At 68.6% G+C, this 15610-nt stretch carries 14 protein-coding genes; 11 read left to right on the top strand and 3 right to left on the bottom strand.

The window, feature by feature from the left end:
* The first annotated feature begins 194 nt into the window (after positions 1-194).
* The 4 genes from HTY53_RS24355 (at position 195) to HTY53_RS24340 (ending at position 3837) form a co-directional block, all read left to right on the top strand.
* Positions 195-971 (top strand): polysaccharide deacetylase family protein, encoded by a 777-nt coding sequence (locus HTY53_RS24355; protein WP_174109159.1) that lies wholly within the window; start codon positions 195-197, stop codon positions 969-971.
* Positions 971-1945 carry a sterol desaturase family protein gene (locus HTY53_RS24350; RefSeq protein ID WP_174109158.1) on the top strand — a complete coding sequence of 325 codons (975 nt, stop codon included), beginning with the start codon at positions 971-973 and terminating at the stop codon, positions 1943-1945. Before HTY53_RS24355 ends, HTY53_RS24350 begins: the two co-directional genes overlap by 1 nt.
* 182 nt (positions 1946-2127) lie before the next feature.
* Positions 2128-3000 (top strand): EI24 domain-containing protein, encoded by an 873-nt coding sequence (locus HTY53_RS24345; RefSeq protein WP_174109157.1) that lies wholly within the window; start codon positions 2128-2130, stop codon positions 2998-3000.
* A gap of 12 nt (positions 3001-3012) precedes the next feature.
* The gene (locus tag HTY53_RS24340; RefSeq protein WP_174109156.1) at positions 3013-3837 is read left to right on the top strand and encodes a competence/damage-inducible protein A; all 825 of its coding nucleotides are present in this window, start codon (positions 3013-3015) and stop codon (positions 3835-3837) included.
* 223 nt (positions 3838-4060) lie between these two features.
* Here the strand turns inward: HTY53_RS24340 and HTY53_RS24335 are convergent, their stop codons facing one another.
* On the bottom strand, positions 4061-4525 hold the full coding sequence (locus HTY53_RS24335; RefSeq protein WP_174109155.1) for a rhodanese-like domain-containing protein: 465 nt from the start codon (positions 4523-4525) through the stop codon (positions 4061-4063).
* Between the two features lie 542 nt (positions 4526-5067).
* On the opposite strand from HTY53_RS24335, the gene HTY53_RS24330 reads away from it, so the two are divergent.
* From HTY53_RS24330 to ntrC, 4 genes are all read left to right on the top strand, one after another.
* Positions 5068-6483: a 3-hydroxylaminophenol mutase gene (locus HTY53_RS24330; protein WP_174109154.1), complete on the top strand. Its 1416-nt coding sequence runs from the start codon at positions 5068-5070 to the stop codon at positions 6481-6483.
* A gap of 196 nt (positions 6484-6679) precedes the next feature.
* On the top strand, positions 6680-7276 hold the full coding sequence (locus HTY53_RS24325) for a DUF4124 domain-containing protein (protein WP_368041071.1): 597 nt from the start codon (positions 6680-6682) through the stop codon (positions 7274-7276).
* Between the two features lie 17 nt (positions 7277-7293).
* Positions 7294-8445, top strand: coding sequence for a nitrogen regulation protein NR(II) (gene glnL / locus HTY53_RS24320; RefSeq protein WP_174109153.1), 1152 nt, complete (start codon positions 7294-7296; stop codon positions 8443-8445).
* A gap of 103 nt (positions 8446-8548) precedes the next feature.
* The gene (gene ntrC / locus HTY53_RS24315) at positions 8549-10195 is read left to right on the top strand and encodes a nitrogen regulation protein NR(I) (RefSeq protein ID WP_174109152.1); all 1647 of its coding nucleotides are present in this window, start codon (positions 8549-8551) and stop codon (positions 10193-10195) included.
* Positions 10196-10283: 88 nt separating this feature from the next.
* Here the strand turns inward: ntrC and HTY53_RS24310 are convergent, their stop codons facing one another.
* Positions 10284-10985 (bottom strand): fumarylacetoacetate hydrolase family protein, encoded by a 702-nt coding sequence (locus HTY53_RS24310; RefSeq protein WP_174109151.1) that lies wholly within the window; start codon positions 10983-10985, stop codon positions 10284-10286.
* Positions 10986-11305: 320 nt separating this feature from the next.
* Here HTY53_RS24310 and HTY53_RS24305 point away from each other — a divergent pair, with 320 nt between their 5' ends.
* Together HTY53_RS24305 and HTY53_RS24300 are read left to right on the top strand one after the other, a co-directional pair.
* Complete coding sequence (locus tag HTY53_RS24305) at positions 11306-12328, top strand: Bug family tripartite tricarboxylate transporter substrate binding protein (protein ID WP_174109150.1); 1023 nt, start codon at positions 11306-11308, stop codon at positions 12326-12328.
* Positions 12329-12350: 22 nt separating this feature from the next.
* The gene (locus tag HTY53_RS24300; RefSeq protein ID WP_254600108.1) at positions 12351-14132 is read left to right on the top strand and encodes an IlvD/Edd family dehydratase; all 1782 of its coding nucleotides are present in this window, start codon (positions 12351-12353) and stop codon (positions 14130-14132) included.
* Between the two features lie 33 nt (positions 14133-14165).
* On the opposite strand, the gene HTY53_RS24295 is transcribed toward HTY53_RS24300, so the two are convergent.
* The gene (locus HTY53_RS24295) at positions 14166-15041 is read right to left on the bottom strand and encodes a LysR family transcriptional regulator (protein WP_174109149.1); all 876 of its coding nucleotides are present in this window, start codon (positions 15039-15041) and stop codon (positions 14166-14168) included.
* 251 nt (positions 15042-15292) lie between these two features.
* On the opposite strand from HTY53_RS24295, the gene HTY53_RS24290 reads away from it, so the two are divergent.
* Positions 15293-15610 (top strand): dihydrodipicolinate synthase family protein (locus HTY53_RS24290; protein WP_254600107.1); only part of this gene is annotated, 318 nt, incomplete at its 3' end.

The raw sequence follows: 15610 nt of genomic DNA, 5'->3' as shown, positions 1-15610 counted from the left end.
CCCGGGTGTTTTCCCCCCCCCCCCCGGGGGGGGGGGGGGGGGGGGGGGAGGGGCCAAGCGGCGTCCGCCATGTCACCGCCGTCGGAAACCACCCCCTCTCCCCAACCCTCTCCCCCATGAGGGGGAGAGGGAGCACCCCACTGGCCATTACCAAACGTCGTGCCGTGCGGAATCGCACGATTGTCGCGTTGCTGATGTCCTGGCTGACGGTGATATCGCCATCCGCCCATGCCGCCCCCGACGACTGCCGCGCCGGCACGCTGTACCTGACCTTCGACACCGGCAGCATGAGCCAGGCGCAGCTGATCGCCGACGTGCTGCGCCGCCAGCGCGTGCGCGCGACCTTCTTCCTGGCCAACGAGCCCACGGTGCGCGGCGACCATTCGCTGGATCCCGGCTGGGCGCCGTACTGGAAGGCGCTGGCTGCCGACGGCCACGTGTTCGGCTCGCATACCTTCGACCACGTGTATCTGCGCAGCACGCGCGGCGGCAAGGTGGTGATGCGGCCGCAGTTCGGCCCGAACGCCGGTCACGACATCGCGATGGATCAGGCCGCGTTCTGCGCCGAGCTGGACCGCAGCGCCGCGGCGCTGCAGCGCCTGGCCGGGGTGAAGATGGATCCGCTGTGGCGGGCCCCGGGCGGCCGCACTGCGCCGCAGACGCTGGCCTGGGCGCGCCAATGCGGCTATCGCCATGTGGGCTGGGCGCAGGCGGGCTTTCTCGGCGACGAACTCGATTCCGACCGCTATCCGAACACGGCGCTGCTGACACGGGCGCTGCGCGACCTGCGCGACGGCGATATCGCGATGGCGCATCTGGGCATCTGGTCGCGCCGCGATCCGTGGGCGCCGGCCGTACTGGAGCCGCTGATCGAGGGGCTGCGCCGCAAGGGCTTCTGCTTCGCCACGCTGCGCGAGCATCCGGATTACCGCGGGGCGAAGCCGGCGGCGACGAGGGGAGGGGCCAGCTGATGCTGCAGACATTGGACGCCTGGCTGGGCGATCTCGAGGGCGCGCTGTTCCAGCATGTGGTGCTGCCGGTGGTCTACGCGCTCGGCCTCGGCGGCTATGCCGAGGACGCCTTCACCGGCACCGAATGGCTGGTGATCGGTCTGCTGCAGCTGACCGTGATGGTGGCGGTGCTGTGGCCGCTGGAGCGGCTGCGTCCAGTCGAGCCGGTCACCGATCGCGCCGCGATCCGCACCGACATGCTCTACACGATCATCCACCGGCTCGGGCTGTTCCGGCTGGTGCTGTTCTTCACGCTCGATCCGGTGGTCGACGCGATCGAAGGGCGCCTGCATCTGGCCGGCTGGCAACGGATCAATGTCGAGGACTGGTGGCCCGGGGTCACCAGCGAGCCGCTGGTCAGCTTCCTGATCTATCTGCTGCTGTTCGATCTGCTGGGCTACTGGTATCACCGGCTGTCGCATACCGTGCGCTGGTGGTGGTGCCTGCATGCGGTGCACCACAGCCAGCGCCAGATGACGCTGTGGAGCGACAACCGCAACCACCTGCTCGACGATCTGCTGCGCAGCCTGGTGTTTGCGGTGACCGCGCTGGCGATCGGCGTCGAGCCGTCGCAGTTCCTGCTGCTGGTCGCGCTGTCGCAGTTGATGCAGAGCCTGCAGCATGCCAACGTGCGGCTGCATTTCGGCCGCATCGGCGAACGGCTGCTGGTGTCGCCGCGCTTTCACCGGACCCACCATGCGATCGGCATCGGGCACGAGGCGCACGGGCAGCCCGCACGGCTGGGCGGCTGCAACTACGGCGTTCTGTTCCCCTGGTGGGACATGCTGTTCGGCACCGCGCGCTTCGTCGACGACTACCAGCCCACCGGCATCCGCGATCAGCTGCCGCCGCCGGCCGGGCGCGGGCGCGATTACGGCGCCGGTCTGCTACAGCAGCAGTGGTACGGCATCAAGCGCTGGTTCCGGCGCGCCTGAGGCCGTCGCGGCGGCGCTTGCGAAGGCGGCCCGAAGCGGTCGGCATGCCGCTTCGACACGAAGCGTTGCCGGCACGTGTGCTAGTCTGTTCCACCTGAATCGGCCGTCATGGCGCGCCGCCGCGGCGCGCGGCCTGCACCGCCCCATCTCCACGCCGATCCGTTTCGACCTTCGCCTTTTGCATGAACGACCTCGTCCGCTCCTTTGTCCGCGCGCTGATCAGCCAACTGCATCCGCGCATGCTGGCGCTGACCGTGATTCCCTTCGTGCTGGCCACCGTGTTCTGGGGCGGCCTGCTGTATTTCACCTGGGATCCGGTGATGACCGCCGCGCGCGGCTTCCTCGAAACCTCGATCTTCACCAGCTGGATCTATGGCGCGCTCGACTGGTTCGGGCTGTCGTCGCTGCGCGCGGTGGTGGCGCCGCTGTTCGTGGTCGCGCTGACGATTCCGCTGGCGGTGGCCTCGCTGCTGCTGTTCATCGGCCTGTGGTCGGTGCCGGCGGCGGTGCGGTTTCTCGAGCGCAGCTATCCGGAGCTGGCCAAGAGCAAGGGCGGCAGCGTGCTGGGCAGCGTCTGGCATTCGCTGTCGAGCACCGGGGTGTTTCTGCTGCTGGTGCTGATTTCGCTGCCGCTGTGGCTGGTGCCGCCGTTCTTCGCGCTGGTCCCGCCGCTGCTGTGGGGCTGGCTGACCTATCGCGTGATGACCTACGACGCGCTGGCCGACCACGCCAGCGTCGACGAGCGCAAGGCCATCATGCGGCGGCATCGGATGCCGCTGCTGATCATCGGCGTGGTGGTCGGCCTGCTGGGCTCGGCGCCGACGCTGCTGTGGGTCTCGTCGGCGGCGATCATCTTCCTGTTTCCGTTCGTGCTGGCCGGCGCGCTGTGGCTCTACGCGCTGATCTTCATCTTCTCGGCGCTGTGGTTCGGCCACTATTGCCTGCACGCGCTCGGTCAGCTGCGCGCCGAGCGGCAATCGGTGGCGCCGCCGCCGTCCGGGCCGGACGTGATTGAACTGGCGCCGTCGGACGTGCGCCGCATCGAATCATCCTGAAGCGAGGACATCATGGGTTTCGGTCTGATCGTGATCGGCGACGAGATTCTGTCGGGACGACGCGAGGACAAGCACATGCGGCGCGCGATCGCGCTGCTGGCCGAGCGCGGCCTGGCGCTGCAATGGGCCGAGTATGTCGGCGACGACCGCGAGCGCATTACCGCGACGCTGCGCCGTACGCTGGCAGGCCCCGACGTGGTGTTCTGCACCGGCGGCATCGGCGCGACGCCCGACGATCACACGCGCCAGTGCGCGGCCGCGGCGCTGGGCGTGCCGCTCGAACTGCATCCCGAAGCCAGGACGCTGATCGCGCAGCGCATCGCCGAAACGGCGGCCGGCGATCCGGTCAAGGGCGACCTGTCGCTGCCCGAGAACCAGCATCGCTTCAAGATGGGCGAGTTTCCGCGCGGCGCCCGCATCATCCCCAACAGCTACAACCGGATCCCGGGCTTCTCGGTCGGCCACCACCATTTCATGCCGGGCTTTCCGGTGATGGCGTGGCCGATGATGGAATGGGTGCTGGACAACGAGTACGCGCACCTGTTCCACCAGGTCCAGCACGTCGAGCGCGCCTTCCTGGTGTTCGAGGCGCCGGAATCGACGCTGACGCCGCTGATGGAGCAGATCGAGGCCGCCTTCCCGGGCGTGCGCGTGTTCAGCCTGCCGTCGGTCGGCGACGCCCAGCGCGGCGAACTGTATGCGCGCCGGCATATCGACCTGGGCGTCAAGGGCGCGCCCGCGCTGGTGGAGGACGCCTACGCGATGCTGCGCGACGGCGTGCGGGCGATGGGATTCGAGGTGGTGGAGATCGCGGGGGCGGGCGTCAGCGCGGCGTAATCATATTGCGCCAGCATATTGCGCCGGCATATTGCGCCGGCGCGTTGCGAACGCGGTGGTTTTCCCCTCTCCCGCTTGCGGGAGAGGGGCTGGGGGAGAGGGACAGGGCAGTGGCTATGTCTGGGCGCGTCGCGATGGCGGGCGCGGTTGCCCTCTCCCCCGACCCCTCTCCCGCGCGCGGGAGAGGGGAGCAAGGCTGCGGGCGGCCAATGGGATCAGCTTCTCAAGCCCCGTGCCACGGCAGCCCGCGCACGCACCAGCCCTCGATCGTCTTGCGATGGTGGTGTTCGTCGCGCGGGCCTTCGAAGCCTTCCAGCACATCGATCGCGTAGCGGTAGCCGGCTTCGGTGGCGACCCGGGCGGCGTGCTTGGAGCGGGCCGCGCTGCGGCACAGGAACAGCACCGGCGCATCCTGCGGCACCCTGGCCTTCAGTTCCTCGACGAAGCGCGGATTCTGCGCGCCGCCGGGGTAGCCCGACCACTCCACATGCAGCGACTGGCGCTGCGGCACATCGGGGCCGCCGACCCAGTCCAGCTCGGCCTGGGTTCGGACGTCGACCAGCACCGCGTTCGGGTCGGCCAACAGCAGATCGTAGGCTTGCTGCGGCGTCAGCGCGCCGTAGTAGGGCAGTTGGTCCTGTTGTTGCCGCGCGTTGGCGGCCTGCAGAAGCGCGTCTCGGGTGGTCATTGCAAGGGACGGTTTGGATCGATGGGGGGGCGTGACGCCGATCGCGGCCACGCCATCAGCAAAGAGAGATATTCTACTCCGCCGGCGCGGCCAGGCCGCAGCGGGCGCCGAACGGGACGCTGCAGTGGAAACGGGAGCCCGGCGCGAAATCGGTGCTGGCGCCAGCATGGTGCCGATGGCACCATGACGGTGCATTCTGTGCTGGGTATGCACCGGATTGGGGTTTGGAATCGCGCGATCCGCTGTCGGCCGCGCGCGTGCCGAGCGGCGCCGTGACATGACCGCCGCAAGTGCAAACCGTTGCGCCAGCGCGGTGCGGACGTGCCCGCCCGCGCCGATGCACAGATTTCGGGAACGAACCGCAGACCGCGCGACGTCGGCGCCACCGCGGCGCCAAAACCGTGCGGACGTTGGCATGCTTTCTGCTAACATGCTTCGTCCTTTTGAAGGCCGGTCGCCGCCCGCAGGCAGCAGCGATGCGCCCCGGCGGCCGGCACGTGAATGGCTCCAACTGAACTCAGCCGAATTACCAGGAGATAGGCATGGCGCAGAGCGTTGCAGATGTGATGAAGCTGGTGAAGGAAAACGACGTCAAGTTCGTCGACTTCCGTTTCACCGACACCAAAGGCAAGGAGCAGCACGTGTCCGTGCCGACCTCGCACTTCGGTGAAGACAAGTTCGAGAGCGGCCATGCTTTCGACGGCTCGTCCATCGCTGGCTGGAAGGGAATCGAGGCGTCGGACATGCTGCTGATGCCGGATGCGAACACCGCCCATATCGACCCGTTCTACGAAGAGCCGACGCTGGTGCTGACCTGCGACGTGATCGAACCGTCGGACGGCAAGGGCTACGACCGCGACCCGCGTTCGATCGCCAAGCGCGCCGAAGCCTATCTGAAGAGCACGGGCCTGGGCGACACCGCCTACTTCGGTCCGGAGCCCGAGTTCTTCATCTTCGACGGCGTGACCTGGAACATCGACATGCAGGGCTGCTTCGTCAAGATCCATTCGGAAGAAGCGCCGTGGTCGTCGGCCCGTGAGTTCGAGCACGGCAACAGCGGCCACCGTCCGGGCAAGAAGGGCGGCTACTTCCCGGTCGCCCCGATCGACACCTTCCAGGACATGCGTTCGGAGATGTGTCTGATCCTCGAATCGCTGGGCATCCCCGTCGAAGTCCACCACCACGAAGTGGCCGGCCAGGGCCAGAACGAGATCGGCACCAAGTTCAGCACGCTGGTGCAGCGCGCCGACTGGACGCAGCTGCAGAAGTACGTGATCCAGAACGTCGCCCATACCTACGGCAAGACCGCGACCTTCATGCCGAAGCCGGTGGTCGGCGACAACGGCTCGGGCATGCACGTGCACCAGTCGATCTGGAAGGACGGCCAGAACCTGTTCGCGGGCAACGGCTACGCCGGCCTGTCGGAGTTCGCGCTGTACTACATCGGCGGCATCATCAAGCACGCCCGTGCGCTGAACGCGATCACCAACCCGGGTACCAACTCGTACAAGCGTCTGGTGCCGGGCTTCGAAGCCCCGGTCAAGCTGGCCTACTCGGCCCGCAACCGCTCGGCCTCGATCCGCATCCCGTACGTGGCGAACCCGAAGGGCCGCCGCATCGAGACTCGCTTCCCGGATCCGCTGATGAACCCGTACCTGGGTTTTGCCGCGCTGATGATGGCCGGCCTGGACGGCGTGCAGAACAAGATCCACCCGGGCGAAGCCGCGGACAAGAACCTGTACGACCTGCCGCCGGAAGAGGATGCGAAGATCCCGACCGTCTGCGCGAGCCTGGATCAGGCCCTCGAGTACCTCGACAAGGACCGCGAGTTCCTGACCCGCGGCGGCGTGTTCAGCAACACGATGATCGACGCCTACATCGAGCTGAAGATGGAGGAAGTGACCCGCTTCCGCATGACCACCCATCCGCTCGAGTTCGAGATGTACTACTCGCTGTAAGCAGATCGGGCGAGCAGGGCGCGGTGGTCCCGCCGAGGCGACCACCACCGCGCCTGCGGGTCCGCCGGGCGGCGGTACCGCGCTCGCTCGCCGCGCTTGTTGCACCACGAAGGGGCGGCCTCGGCTGTCCCTTTTTGTTTGGCTCGCTAGAATTGGGCTTCCTCGACCTCGACTCCTTCCGATGCGACGCCCGTCCATGACCGCGACCCTGCCTTCGTTCCGCCAGCCGCACCGCATCGGTGCCGACCCGGCGCCGCCGACCCGCAGCGGTGCGTCGGCGGCCCTGTTGTTGGGCATCGCAGCGGTTGTCGTTTCGCTGGGCGCGACGCCGGCCGCCGCACAGTCCGCGGCGAACGGCTCGGAAATCTACGTCTGCAGCGGCCCGAAAGGCGTGCCCGAATACCGCAACGGCAACGGCGGCAAGGGCTGCAAGCGGCTCGATCTGCCCGACGTGATCAGCGTGCCGGTGACCCGCCAGTCCGGCCGCGGCGCGACGGGCGGTGCGGCGCCGATCGAAGGTGCCACCGCGGCGAACTTCCCCCGCATCGATGCGGCCACGCAGCGCCGCCGCGACGGCGAACGCCGCGCCGTGCTGGAGGAGGAGCTGCGCAGCGAGCAGGCCAGGCTGACCGCGCTGCGTGCGCAATTCAACGAGGGCCAGCCCGAGCGGCAGGGCGACGAGCGCAACTACCAGCGCTATCTGGACCGCACCGCCGCGCTGCGCGAGGACATCGCCCGCAGCGAGGCCAATGCCGCCGCGCTGCGGCGCGAACTGGCCAACCTGAAGGATTGAGGATTGAGGATCGATCGATGCGCCGCCTGATTCGCAGCGTTTCACGCAAGGTCGGCGGCGCCGACCGCGCGCCGGCCGACGACAGCACCGCGTCGGCGGTGTCGCCGGCGGTGGCCGCGCTGGCCGCCGGGCTCGACATGATGCCGAACCCCGTGCTGCTGGTCGCGCAGCCCGGCATGCGGATCGTCTACGCCAACCCCGCCGCCGAGGCGAACTTCGGCCTGTCGCGCAAGTCGATGCTGGAGCTGTCGCTGTCGGCGCTGTTCGGCCGCGCCGACGAACTGGACGCGATGATCGATTCGGTGCTGGTGCGCCAGGTCGATGCGCGGCGCCAGGACGTGGTCCTGCAACCGCCGCTGCGCGAGCCGATGCACGCGCATGTGGTGATCGGCGGCATCGACGCCAGCCCCGGCACCGCGCTGGTCGAGGTGCTGCCCAACGAGCAGAAGGTTCGCAGCGAAAGAGAGGAACGCATCCTCGACCTGACCTCGGCCAACAAGGAGCTGATCCGCAATCTGGCCCACGAGATCAAGAACCCGCTGGGCGGCATTCGCGGCGCGGCGCAGCTGCTCGAATTCGAATTGCCCGAGCGCAGCCTGCGCGAATACACCCAGGTCATCATCAAGGAATCGGATCGCCTGCAGACGCTGGTGGACCGGCTGCTCGAGCCGCACCGGCATCCGCATATCGTGCGCGAGCTCAATATCCACGAGGTGCTCGAACGCGTGCGCTCGGTGGTGCTGGCCGAATTCCCCAACGGTCTCGAGATCGTGCGCGACTACGACGCCAGCCTGCCCGAGCTGTCCGGCGACATCGAGCAGCTGATCCAGGCGGTGCTGAACATCGTCCATAACGCCGCGCAGGCGCTGGCCGAGCGCATCGCGCGCGGCGATGCGCAGATCGTGCTGCGCACGCGGGTCGCGCGCCAGGTCACGATCGCCAAGCGGCTGTACAAGCTGGCATTGGACTTGCATGTGATCGACAACGGTCCGGGCATTCCCGAGGATATTCGCGAGCGCATCTTCTACCCGCTGGTTTCGGGCAGGGATGGCGGCAGTGGGCTCGGTCTGACACTGGCGCAGACCTTCGTGCAGCAGCACGAGGGGCTGATCGAATGCGAGAGCCGGCCCGGCTGTACCGATTTCCGCATCCTGCTGCCGCTGCGCTGAATCGCCCGAGATCGGCTCACGACCGATGCCGCCCATGCCGGGCGGCGGGTGGACAGCGCAGCGAAGGCGGACCTCCGAAACACCGAGCAGACAAGCGACGCACATGAAGCCGATCTGGATAGTCGACGACGATCAATCTATTCGCTGGGTCCTGGAAAAGGCCCTGGCCCGGGAAAGCCTGCTGTCCCGCAGCTTTACCAATGTGCGCGACGTCCTGTCGGCGCTCGAGGACGACGAACCCCAGGTCCTGATTTCGGACATCCGCATGCCCGGCGGCTCGGGCCTCGATCTGCTGCAGGCGATCAAGGGCCGCCATCCGGGCCTGCCGGTGATCGTGATGACCGCCTATTCGGATCTGGACAGCGCGGTCGCGGCCTTCCAGGGCGGCGCCTTCGAATACCTGGCCAAGCCGTTCGACGTCGACAAGGCGGTCGAGCTGATCCGCCGCGCGCTGGAGGAAAGCCTGCGCGAGGAGGAGATGGACGACCGGCTGCTCGACGCGCCCGAAATCCTCGGCCAGGCGCAGGCGATGCAGGACGTGTTCCGCGCGATCGGCCGGCTGTCGCAGTCCAACGTGACGGTGCTGATCACCGGCGAGTCGGGCACCGGCAAGGAGCTGGTCGCGCGCGCCCTGCACAAGCACAGTCCGCGCGCCAACGGCCCCTTCATCGCGCTCAATACCGCGGCGATTCCGAAGGACCTGCTCGAGTCCGAATTGTTCGGCCATGAGCGCGGCGCCTTCACCGGCGCGCAGACCATGCGCCGCGGCCGCTTCGAGCAGGCCGAGGGCGGCACGCTGTTCCTCGACGAAATCGGCGACATGCCGTTCGACCTGCAGACGCGGCTGCTGCGCGTGCTGTCGGACGGCAACTTCTATCGGGTCGGCGGCCACAACCCGCTGCGCGCCAATGTGCGCGTGATCGCCGCCACCCACCAGAACCTCGAGACGCGCGTCAAGGAAGGGCTGTTCCGCGAGGATCTGTTCCACCGCCTGAACGTGATCCGGCTGCGGCTGCCGCCGCTGCGCGAACGGCCCGAGGACATCACGCTGCTGGCGCGGCATTTCCTGCAGAAGAGCGCCAAGGAGCTCGGCGTCGAGCCGAAGCGGATGACCGACGAAGCGCTGGCCTATGTCAGCACGCTGCCGTTCCCCGGCAACGTGCGGCAACTGGAAAACCTGTGCAACTGGCTGACCGTGATGGCGCCGGCGCAGACCATCGAGGTCAAGGACCTGCCGCGCGAGATGATCGGCGGTGCGCCGGACGGGCAGGCCGGCATGGCGACTTACGGCAGCACGCGCGCGCTCGAGCGCGAAGCCCAGGGCAGCGGCGATTCGATGGACGCGCTGCATGGAGCGGCAGGCGGCTCGGCTGGTGGATTGGCCGGCGGCATCGGCGGCGCGGCGGCAGCCGGTCTTGCCGACGCCGGCACGGCCACCGTGGCGCCCGAGGCCGAAGCGGCTGGCTACGGCGGCCGCATCGCGCCGGGCTTCGGTACCGCCGGCGCACCGATGCCGGCGCCGATCAGCGCTCCCGCGCCGGGCTGGGAAAGCCTGCTGGCCGGCGAGGCCCGCGCGATGCTGGAGGCCGGTCAGCCCGAGGTGATGGACGCGCTCACGCGCCGCTTCGAAAAGGCGGTGCTGGAGGCCGCGCTGGGCGTCACGCGCGGCCGGCGCGTCGAGGCGGCGACGCGGCTCGGCATTGGGCGCAACACCATCACGCGCAAGCTGCAGGAGCTGGGCTTCGATTGAGCGGGCTCGCCGATCGCGCAAGACAAAACGCCACGGCAATGCCGTGGCGTTTTTGTTCGGGGGTGCGGCATTGCGAAGCCGCTGTCCCTCAGCTGCGGCGCGCGCCGACCGTAAAGGCGAACTCGCTCAATCCCGCCACGCCGCCGCGCACCGCATCGCCCGGCTGCAGCTTGCCGACGCCGGCCGGCGTGCCGGTGAAGATCAGGTCGCCGGGTGCGAGCGCCACGCTCTGCGAGATATAGGTGATGACATCGGCCACCGGCCAGATCATCTCGTTCAGGTCGCCCTGCTGGCGCACCTCGCCGTTGACCTCCAGCCAGATGCGGCCCTGCGCGGGATGGCCGACCGCGCTGACGGGTTGCAGGGGCCCGCACGGACCGGACGCGTCGAAGGCCTTCGACCAGTCCCACGGCCGGCTCATCGACTTGGCGACATCCTGCAGGTCGCGGCGCGTCAGGTCCACGCCGACGCCATAACCCCACACGTGGTCCAGCGCGCGTTCGACGGCGATGTCGGTGCCGCCCTGGCCGATCGCCACCACCATTTCGATCTCGTGGTGCAGGTTGTCCGTCAGCGGGGGATAAGGCACGGTCCCTTGCGCGGGCACCACCGCATCGGCCGGCTTGGTGAAGAAGAACGGCGGCTCGCGGTCCGGGTCCTTGCCCATCTCGCGCGCATGGGCGGCGTAGTTGCGCCCGACGCAGAACACGCGGCGGATCGGGAAGCGGGCGGTGCTGCCGGCGACGGCGACGCTGGCCGGCTCGAAGGGCGGAATCACGAATTCGGTCATGGTCTGAGGGAGTGAACGGGGGATCGGAGCCGATTGTACTGAGCCGGACTCCCAAATATGAAGCGAATCATTTTGGCGCTGAGCATCGAAAACTTCGATGAATGATTCGCCCTCTCGCGACGCCACTTGCCCCCCGCGTTCGAGCATCGCAGGCGCGCCGCCGAGCGCCAGACCAAAATAATTTTTTGGTTAATCGGTGCGGCAACCGCTTCTTCCGCCCTCCGCTCGTCTCCACACTTGCCGTCACGGCGCGCCGTGCCTGTTGCGTTCGCATGCGAGGCCCGATGACAGCGCCGGCGACAACAAGACAAGGAGACCCCATGACCGCAAAGCCGTCCCACCCACCCCGCAGCAGTCGCCGCCGAACCTGGCTGCGCGCCAGCCTGCTGGCGCTGTCCGCACCGCTGGCCTTGACCGCGCCCGCCGCCTTCGCTGCCTACCCGGACAAGCCGGTGCGCCTGGTGATTCCGTATCCGCCGGGCGGCGCCACCGATGTGATCGGCCGCATCGTTGCCGCCAGGCTGAGCGAGACGCTGGGCCAGCAGGTCGTGGTCGAGAACCGCGGCGGTGCCGGCGGCAATATCGGCGCCGAGGCGGTCGCGAAGAGCGCGCCGGACGGCTATACCCTGCTGATGGGCGCGCTGACCTCGCATTCGACGATGGCGACGCTGGAGAAGGGGCGGCTGCGCTACGATCTGCTGAAGGATTTCGTGCCGGTGATGGTGGTCGGCTGGGTGCCGCTGGTCGTGGTCGTCAATCCGCAGCTGCCGGTCACCACGCTGCAGCAGCTGATCCAGTACGGCAAGGCCCATCCGGGCAAGCTGAACTATGCGAGCTCGGGCGCCGGCGCGCCGCAGCGCATGGCGGCCGAGATCTTCCGCAAGGAGGCCGGCATCGACATGGTGCACGTGCCCTACAAGGGCAGCGGCCCCGCGATGACCGACCTGGTCGCCGGGCAGGTCAACATGATGGTCGAGACCGTGCCCGCGGCGCAGCCCTTCATCAAGAGCGGGCAGTTGCGTCCGGTCGCGGTGGCGGCGTCCAGGCGGATCTCGATGCTGCCCGATGTGCCGGCTGCCGGCGAGAGCGGCATGCCGGCGCTGGATGTCAGCTCGACCTTCGGCGTGCTCGTACCGGCCGGCACACCGGCGCCGGTGGTGCAGCGCCTGAACGCGGCGTTGGCGAAGATGCTGGAGATGCCGGCGGTCAAGGCGCAGTTCCTGCAGCAGGGCGTCTACGCCTTGCCGGCGACCACGCCCGAGAAAGCGGCCGAGCGCTTGCGGGAGGAGGTGTCCCGCTGGCAGAAGGTCATCACCGACGCAGGCATCGAATCCGACAGCTGAACCAATATTTTTCGCCATGACCATGAGCACCAATTCGAGCACACCCGACGCATCCGGCGATGACAACGAACGCGATATCCAGCCCGACGGCGGCCTGCGCAAGGGTCTGACCAACTACGGCGACCAGGGCTTCTCGCTGTTCCTGCGCAAGGCCTTCATCAAGGGCTCCGGCTATACCGACGGGGCGCTCGATCGGCCCGTGATCGGCGTTGCCGATACCGGCAGCGCGTTCAATCCCTGCCACGGCAACATGCCGCAGCTGATCGAGGCGGTCAAGCGCGGCATCCTGCTGGCCGGCGGCCTGCCGATGCCGTTTCCGACCATCTCGATCCACGAGAGCTTCGCCGCGCCGACCAGCATGGTGTTGCGCAACCTGATGTCGATGGATACCGAGGAGATGATCCGCGCGCAGCCGATGGACGCGGTGGTGCTGATCGGCGGCTGCGACAAGACCGTGCCCGCGCAGCTGATGGGCGCGGCCTCGGCCGGCGTGCCCGCGATCCAGCTGGTGACCGGCGCGATGCTGACCGGCTCGCATCGCGGCGAGCGGGTCGGCGCCTGTACCGATTGCCGGCGCTACTGGGGCAAGTTCCGCGCGGGCGAGATCGATGCGCACGAGACCGCGCAGGTCAACGACCAGCTGGTCGCCAGCGTCGGGACGTGCTCGGTGATGGGCACCGCGAGCACGATGGCCTGCCTGACCGAAGCGATGGGCATGAGCCTGCCGGGCGCCGCCACGCCGCCGGCCGTCACCGCCGATCGCATCCGCATCGCCGAGCTGACCGGCACGCGTGCCGTCGCGATGGCGCGCGAGCGGCTGACCATCGACAAGGTGCTGACGCCGGCCGCCTTCGAGAACGCGATGCGCGTGCTGCTGGCGATCGGCGGCTCGACCAACGGCATCGTGCACCTGGCCGCGATCGCCGGCCGCATGGGCCTGGACGTCGATATGCAGGCGCTGGACCGCATGGGCCGCGAGACGCCGGTGCTGCTGGACCTGAAGCCCAGCGGCCAGCACTACATGGAGGACTTCCACAAGGCCGGCGGCATGGCCACGCTGCTGCGCGAGCTGCGGCCGCTGCTGCGGCTCGACGCGCTGACCGTGACCGGACGCACGCTGGGCGAGGAGCTCGACGCGGCCGGGCCCGGCTTTGCGCAGGACGTGGTGCGCCCGATCGCCGATCCGATCTATCCGCAGGGCGGCATCGCGGTGCTGGGCGGCAACCTGGCCCCGGGTGGCGCGATCATCAAGCAGTCCGCCGCCGACGCCGCGCTGATGGAGCACGAGGGCCGCGCGGTGGTGTTCGAGAATTCGCAGGACCTGGTCGAGCGCATCGACAGCGACGATCTCGACGTCCATGCCGACGATGTGCTGGTGCTGAAGAACATCGGTCCGAAGGGCGCGCCCGGCATGCCCGAGGCGGGCTATATCCCGATCCCGCGCAAGCTGGCGCGCGCCGGGGTCAAGGACATGGTGCGCATCTCGGACGGGCGCATGAGCGGCACCGCCTTCGGCACGGTGGTGCTGCACGTCACGCCCGAGGCCGCGGTGGGCGGACCGCTGGCCCATGTGCGCACCGGCGACCGCATCCGGCTGAGCGTCAGCCGCCGCGAACTGAGCCTGCTGGTGCCGGACGACGAACTCGAACGTCGCCGTGCGGCCAACCCGGTGCGCGAGCCGAGCGCGCCGCGCGGCTATATGAAGCTGTTCCTGCAATCGGTGACGCAGGCCGACCGCGGCGTCGACTTCGACTTCCTGCGCGCGCCAGAAACGCGCGGCAAGACACCGGGTGTACCCGAGTAAGCGGGGCGCTGCGCTGCGGGGCCGGGCGGCGCGCTAACGCTGCCCGGTCGCGCTTGCCGCATGTTCGAGCAGCGTGCGCGACAGCGCGCCATGCGCGGCGTGCGGCGACCACAGCAGGCCCACCTGACGCACCGGCGCGCGGCCCGGCAGCGCAATGCGCGCCACGCGGATGCCTTCGGGCCAGGGCGGCGTCCAGTCCGGCACCAGCGACACGCCGATGCCCTGATGCACCATCGTCGCGATGGCATTCAGCGCGTCGATCTCGAGCCGCTCGTGCGGCACGATGTTGTGCTCGTGCAGATAGCGGTCGGCCACCATGCCGCCCCACATGCCGCGGTCGTAGCGGATGAAGGGCTCGGTGGCGAGCAGCTCGTGCGCGCCACGGTCGGCCATCGACTCGGGCGCCAGCACGATGAAGGGTTCGCGCACCAGCACATGCCACTCGAACGCCTTCGGAATCGCGAACTGCGGCGCCACGATGATGCCGGCATCGAGATCGCCGCCGACGATGCGGCGGTACAGATGCGACGACGAGCCGGGTTCGACGAAGATCTTCAACTGCGGATGCGCGGCGTAGACGCGCTTGAGGATAGGCGGCAGCAGACCGGTCAGCGCGGAGGTCGATACGCCGAGCCGCAATTCGCCGAGCAGGCTGTCGTCATGCGCGACCGCATTGAGGTCGCGTACATCGCGCACCACCGCGCGCGCCTTCGGCAGGATGCGCAGCCCGCCCTGGGTCGGCACCACGGTGCGTCCGGCGCGCTGCACCAGCGGCGTATCCAGCGATTCTTCCAGCGCCTTGACGCGCGCCGCGATGGCGGCCGGCGTCAGGCCCAGGCGTCGCGCCGCCTCGGCGAACGAGCCGTGTTCGACCACGGCGACGAAACTCTGCAGGTAGCGAATATCCATGGCGGGGGTGGCTCGTTGTCTCTCGTTGTTGTCGTAGTGGTAGGGCCGCGGCGAATCTTAGCAAAGGGCGACCGCGGCCTCGATCCGGCGGGAACCCAAAAAACTTTATCGTTTGAAGCAGCCGTTCGATGCTGTTTCCACCGGTTGGCGGTTCCTAGAATGGGCTCCATTCGTTGACACCGTCCTTGACACCACTCGTCGAGCCCAATCGATTGGGCCAGCCGGCCAGGCACCCATCCCCGGAGACAGCCATGATCCAGTCCGCCCGCCCGCGCGGCGTCTTTTCCCCTGTGCTCACGCCATTCACCGCCGGCTATGCGCCCGACGCGCAGCGGTTCGTGCGGCATTGCCGCTGGCTGATCGAGCAGGGCGTCGGGCTGGCCGTGTTCGGCACCAATTCCGAGGCCAATTCGCTGTCGCTGGACGAGAAGCGCGGCCTGCTGGACCGCCTGCTGGATGCCGGCATTCCGCCGGATCGATTGATGCCCGGCACCGGCGCCTGCCAGTTGGCATACAGGTCGACAATCGGCGCGGGATTGACATTGCCGGTGGCGGTGATGCAGCCCGCC

The sequence above is a fragment of the Cupriavidus gilardii genome, assembly GCF_013314895.1.
In the GTDB taxonomy this organism is placed as follows: domain Bacteria; phylum Pseudomonadota; class Gammaproteobacteria; order Burkholderiales; family Burkholderiaceae; genus Cupriavidus; species Cupriavidus gilardii_C.
This window is presented reverse-complemented; position numbering and strand designations above follow the sequence as displayed.

Excerpts from the sequence above, each read along its gene's own strand:
- HTY53_RS24355 (WP_174109159.1), top strand. The coding sequence starts at position 195 with ATGTCCTGGCTGACGGTGATATCGCCATCCGCCCATGCCGCCCCCGAC.
- HTY53_RS24350 (WP_174109158.1), top strand. The coding sequence starts at position 971 with ATGCTGCAGACATTGGACGCCTGGCTGGGCGATCTCGAGGGCGCGCTG.
- HTY53_RS24345 (WP_174109157.1), top strand. The coding sequence starts at position 2,128 with ATGAACGACCTCGTCCGCTCCTTTGTCCGCGCGCTGATCAGCCAACTG.
- HTY53_RS24340 (WP_174109156.1), top strand. The coding sequence starts at position 3,013 with ATGGGTTTCGGTCTGATCGTGATCGGCGACGAGATTCTGTCGGGACGA.
- HTY53_RS24335 (WP_174109155.1), bottom strand. The coding sequence starts at position 4,525 with ATGACCACCCGAGACGCGCTTCTGCAGGCCGCCAACGCGCGGCAACAA.
- HTY53_RS24330 (WP_174109154.1), top strand. The coding sequence starts at position 5,068 with ATGGCGCAGAGCGTTGCAGATGTGATGAAGCTGGTGAAGGAAAACGAC.
- HTY53_RS24325 (WP_368041071.1), top strand. The coding sequence starts at position 6,680 with ATGACCGCGACCCTGCCTTCGTTCCGCCAGCCGCACCGCATCGGTGCC.
- glnL (WP_174109153.1), top strand. The coding sequence starts at position 7,294 with ATGCGCCGCCTGATTCGCAGCGTTTCACGCAAGGTCGGCGGCGCCGAC.
- ntrC (WP_174109152.1), top strand. The coding sequence starts at position 8,549 with ATGAAGCCGATCTGGATAGTCGACGACGATCAATCTATTCGCTGGGTC.
- HTY53_RS24310 (WP_174109151.1), bottom strand. The coding sequence starts at position 10,985 with ATGACCGAATTCGTGATTCCGCCCTTCGAGCCGGCCAGCGTCGCCGTC.
- HTY53_RS24305 (WP_174109150.1), top strand. The coding sequence starts at position 11,306 with ATGACCGCAAAGCCGTCCCACCCACCCCGCAGCAGTCGCCGCCGAACC.
- HTY53_RS24300 (WP_254600108.1), top strand. The coding sequence starts at position 12,351 with ATGAGCACCAATTCGAGCACACCCGACGCATCCGGCGATGACAACGAA.
- HTY53_RS24295 (WP_174109149.1), bottom strand. The coding sequence starts at position 15,041 with ATGGATATTCGCTACCTGCAGAGTTTCGTCGCCGTGGTCGAACACGGC.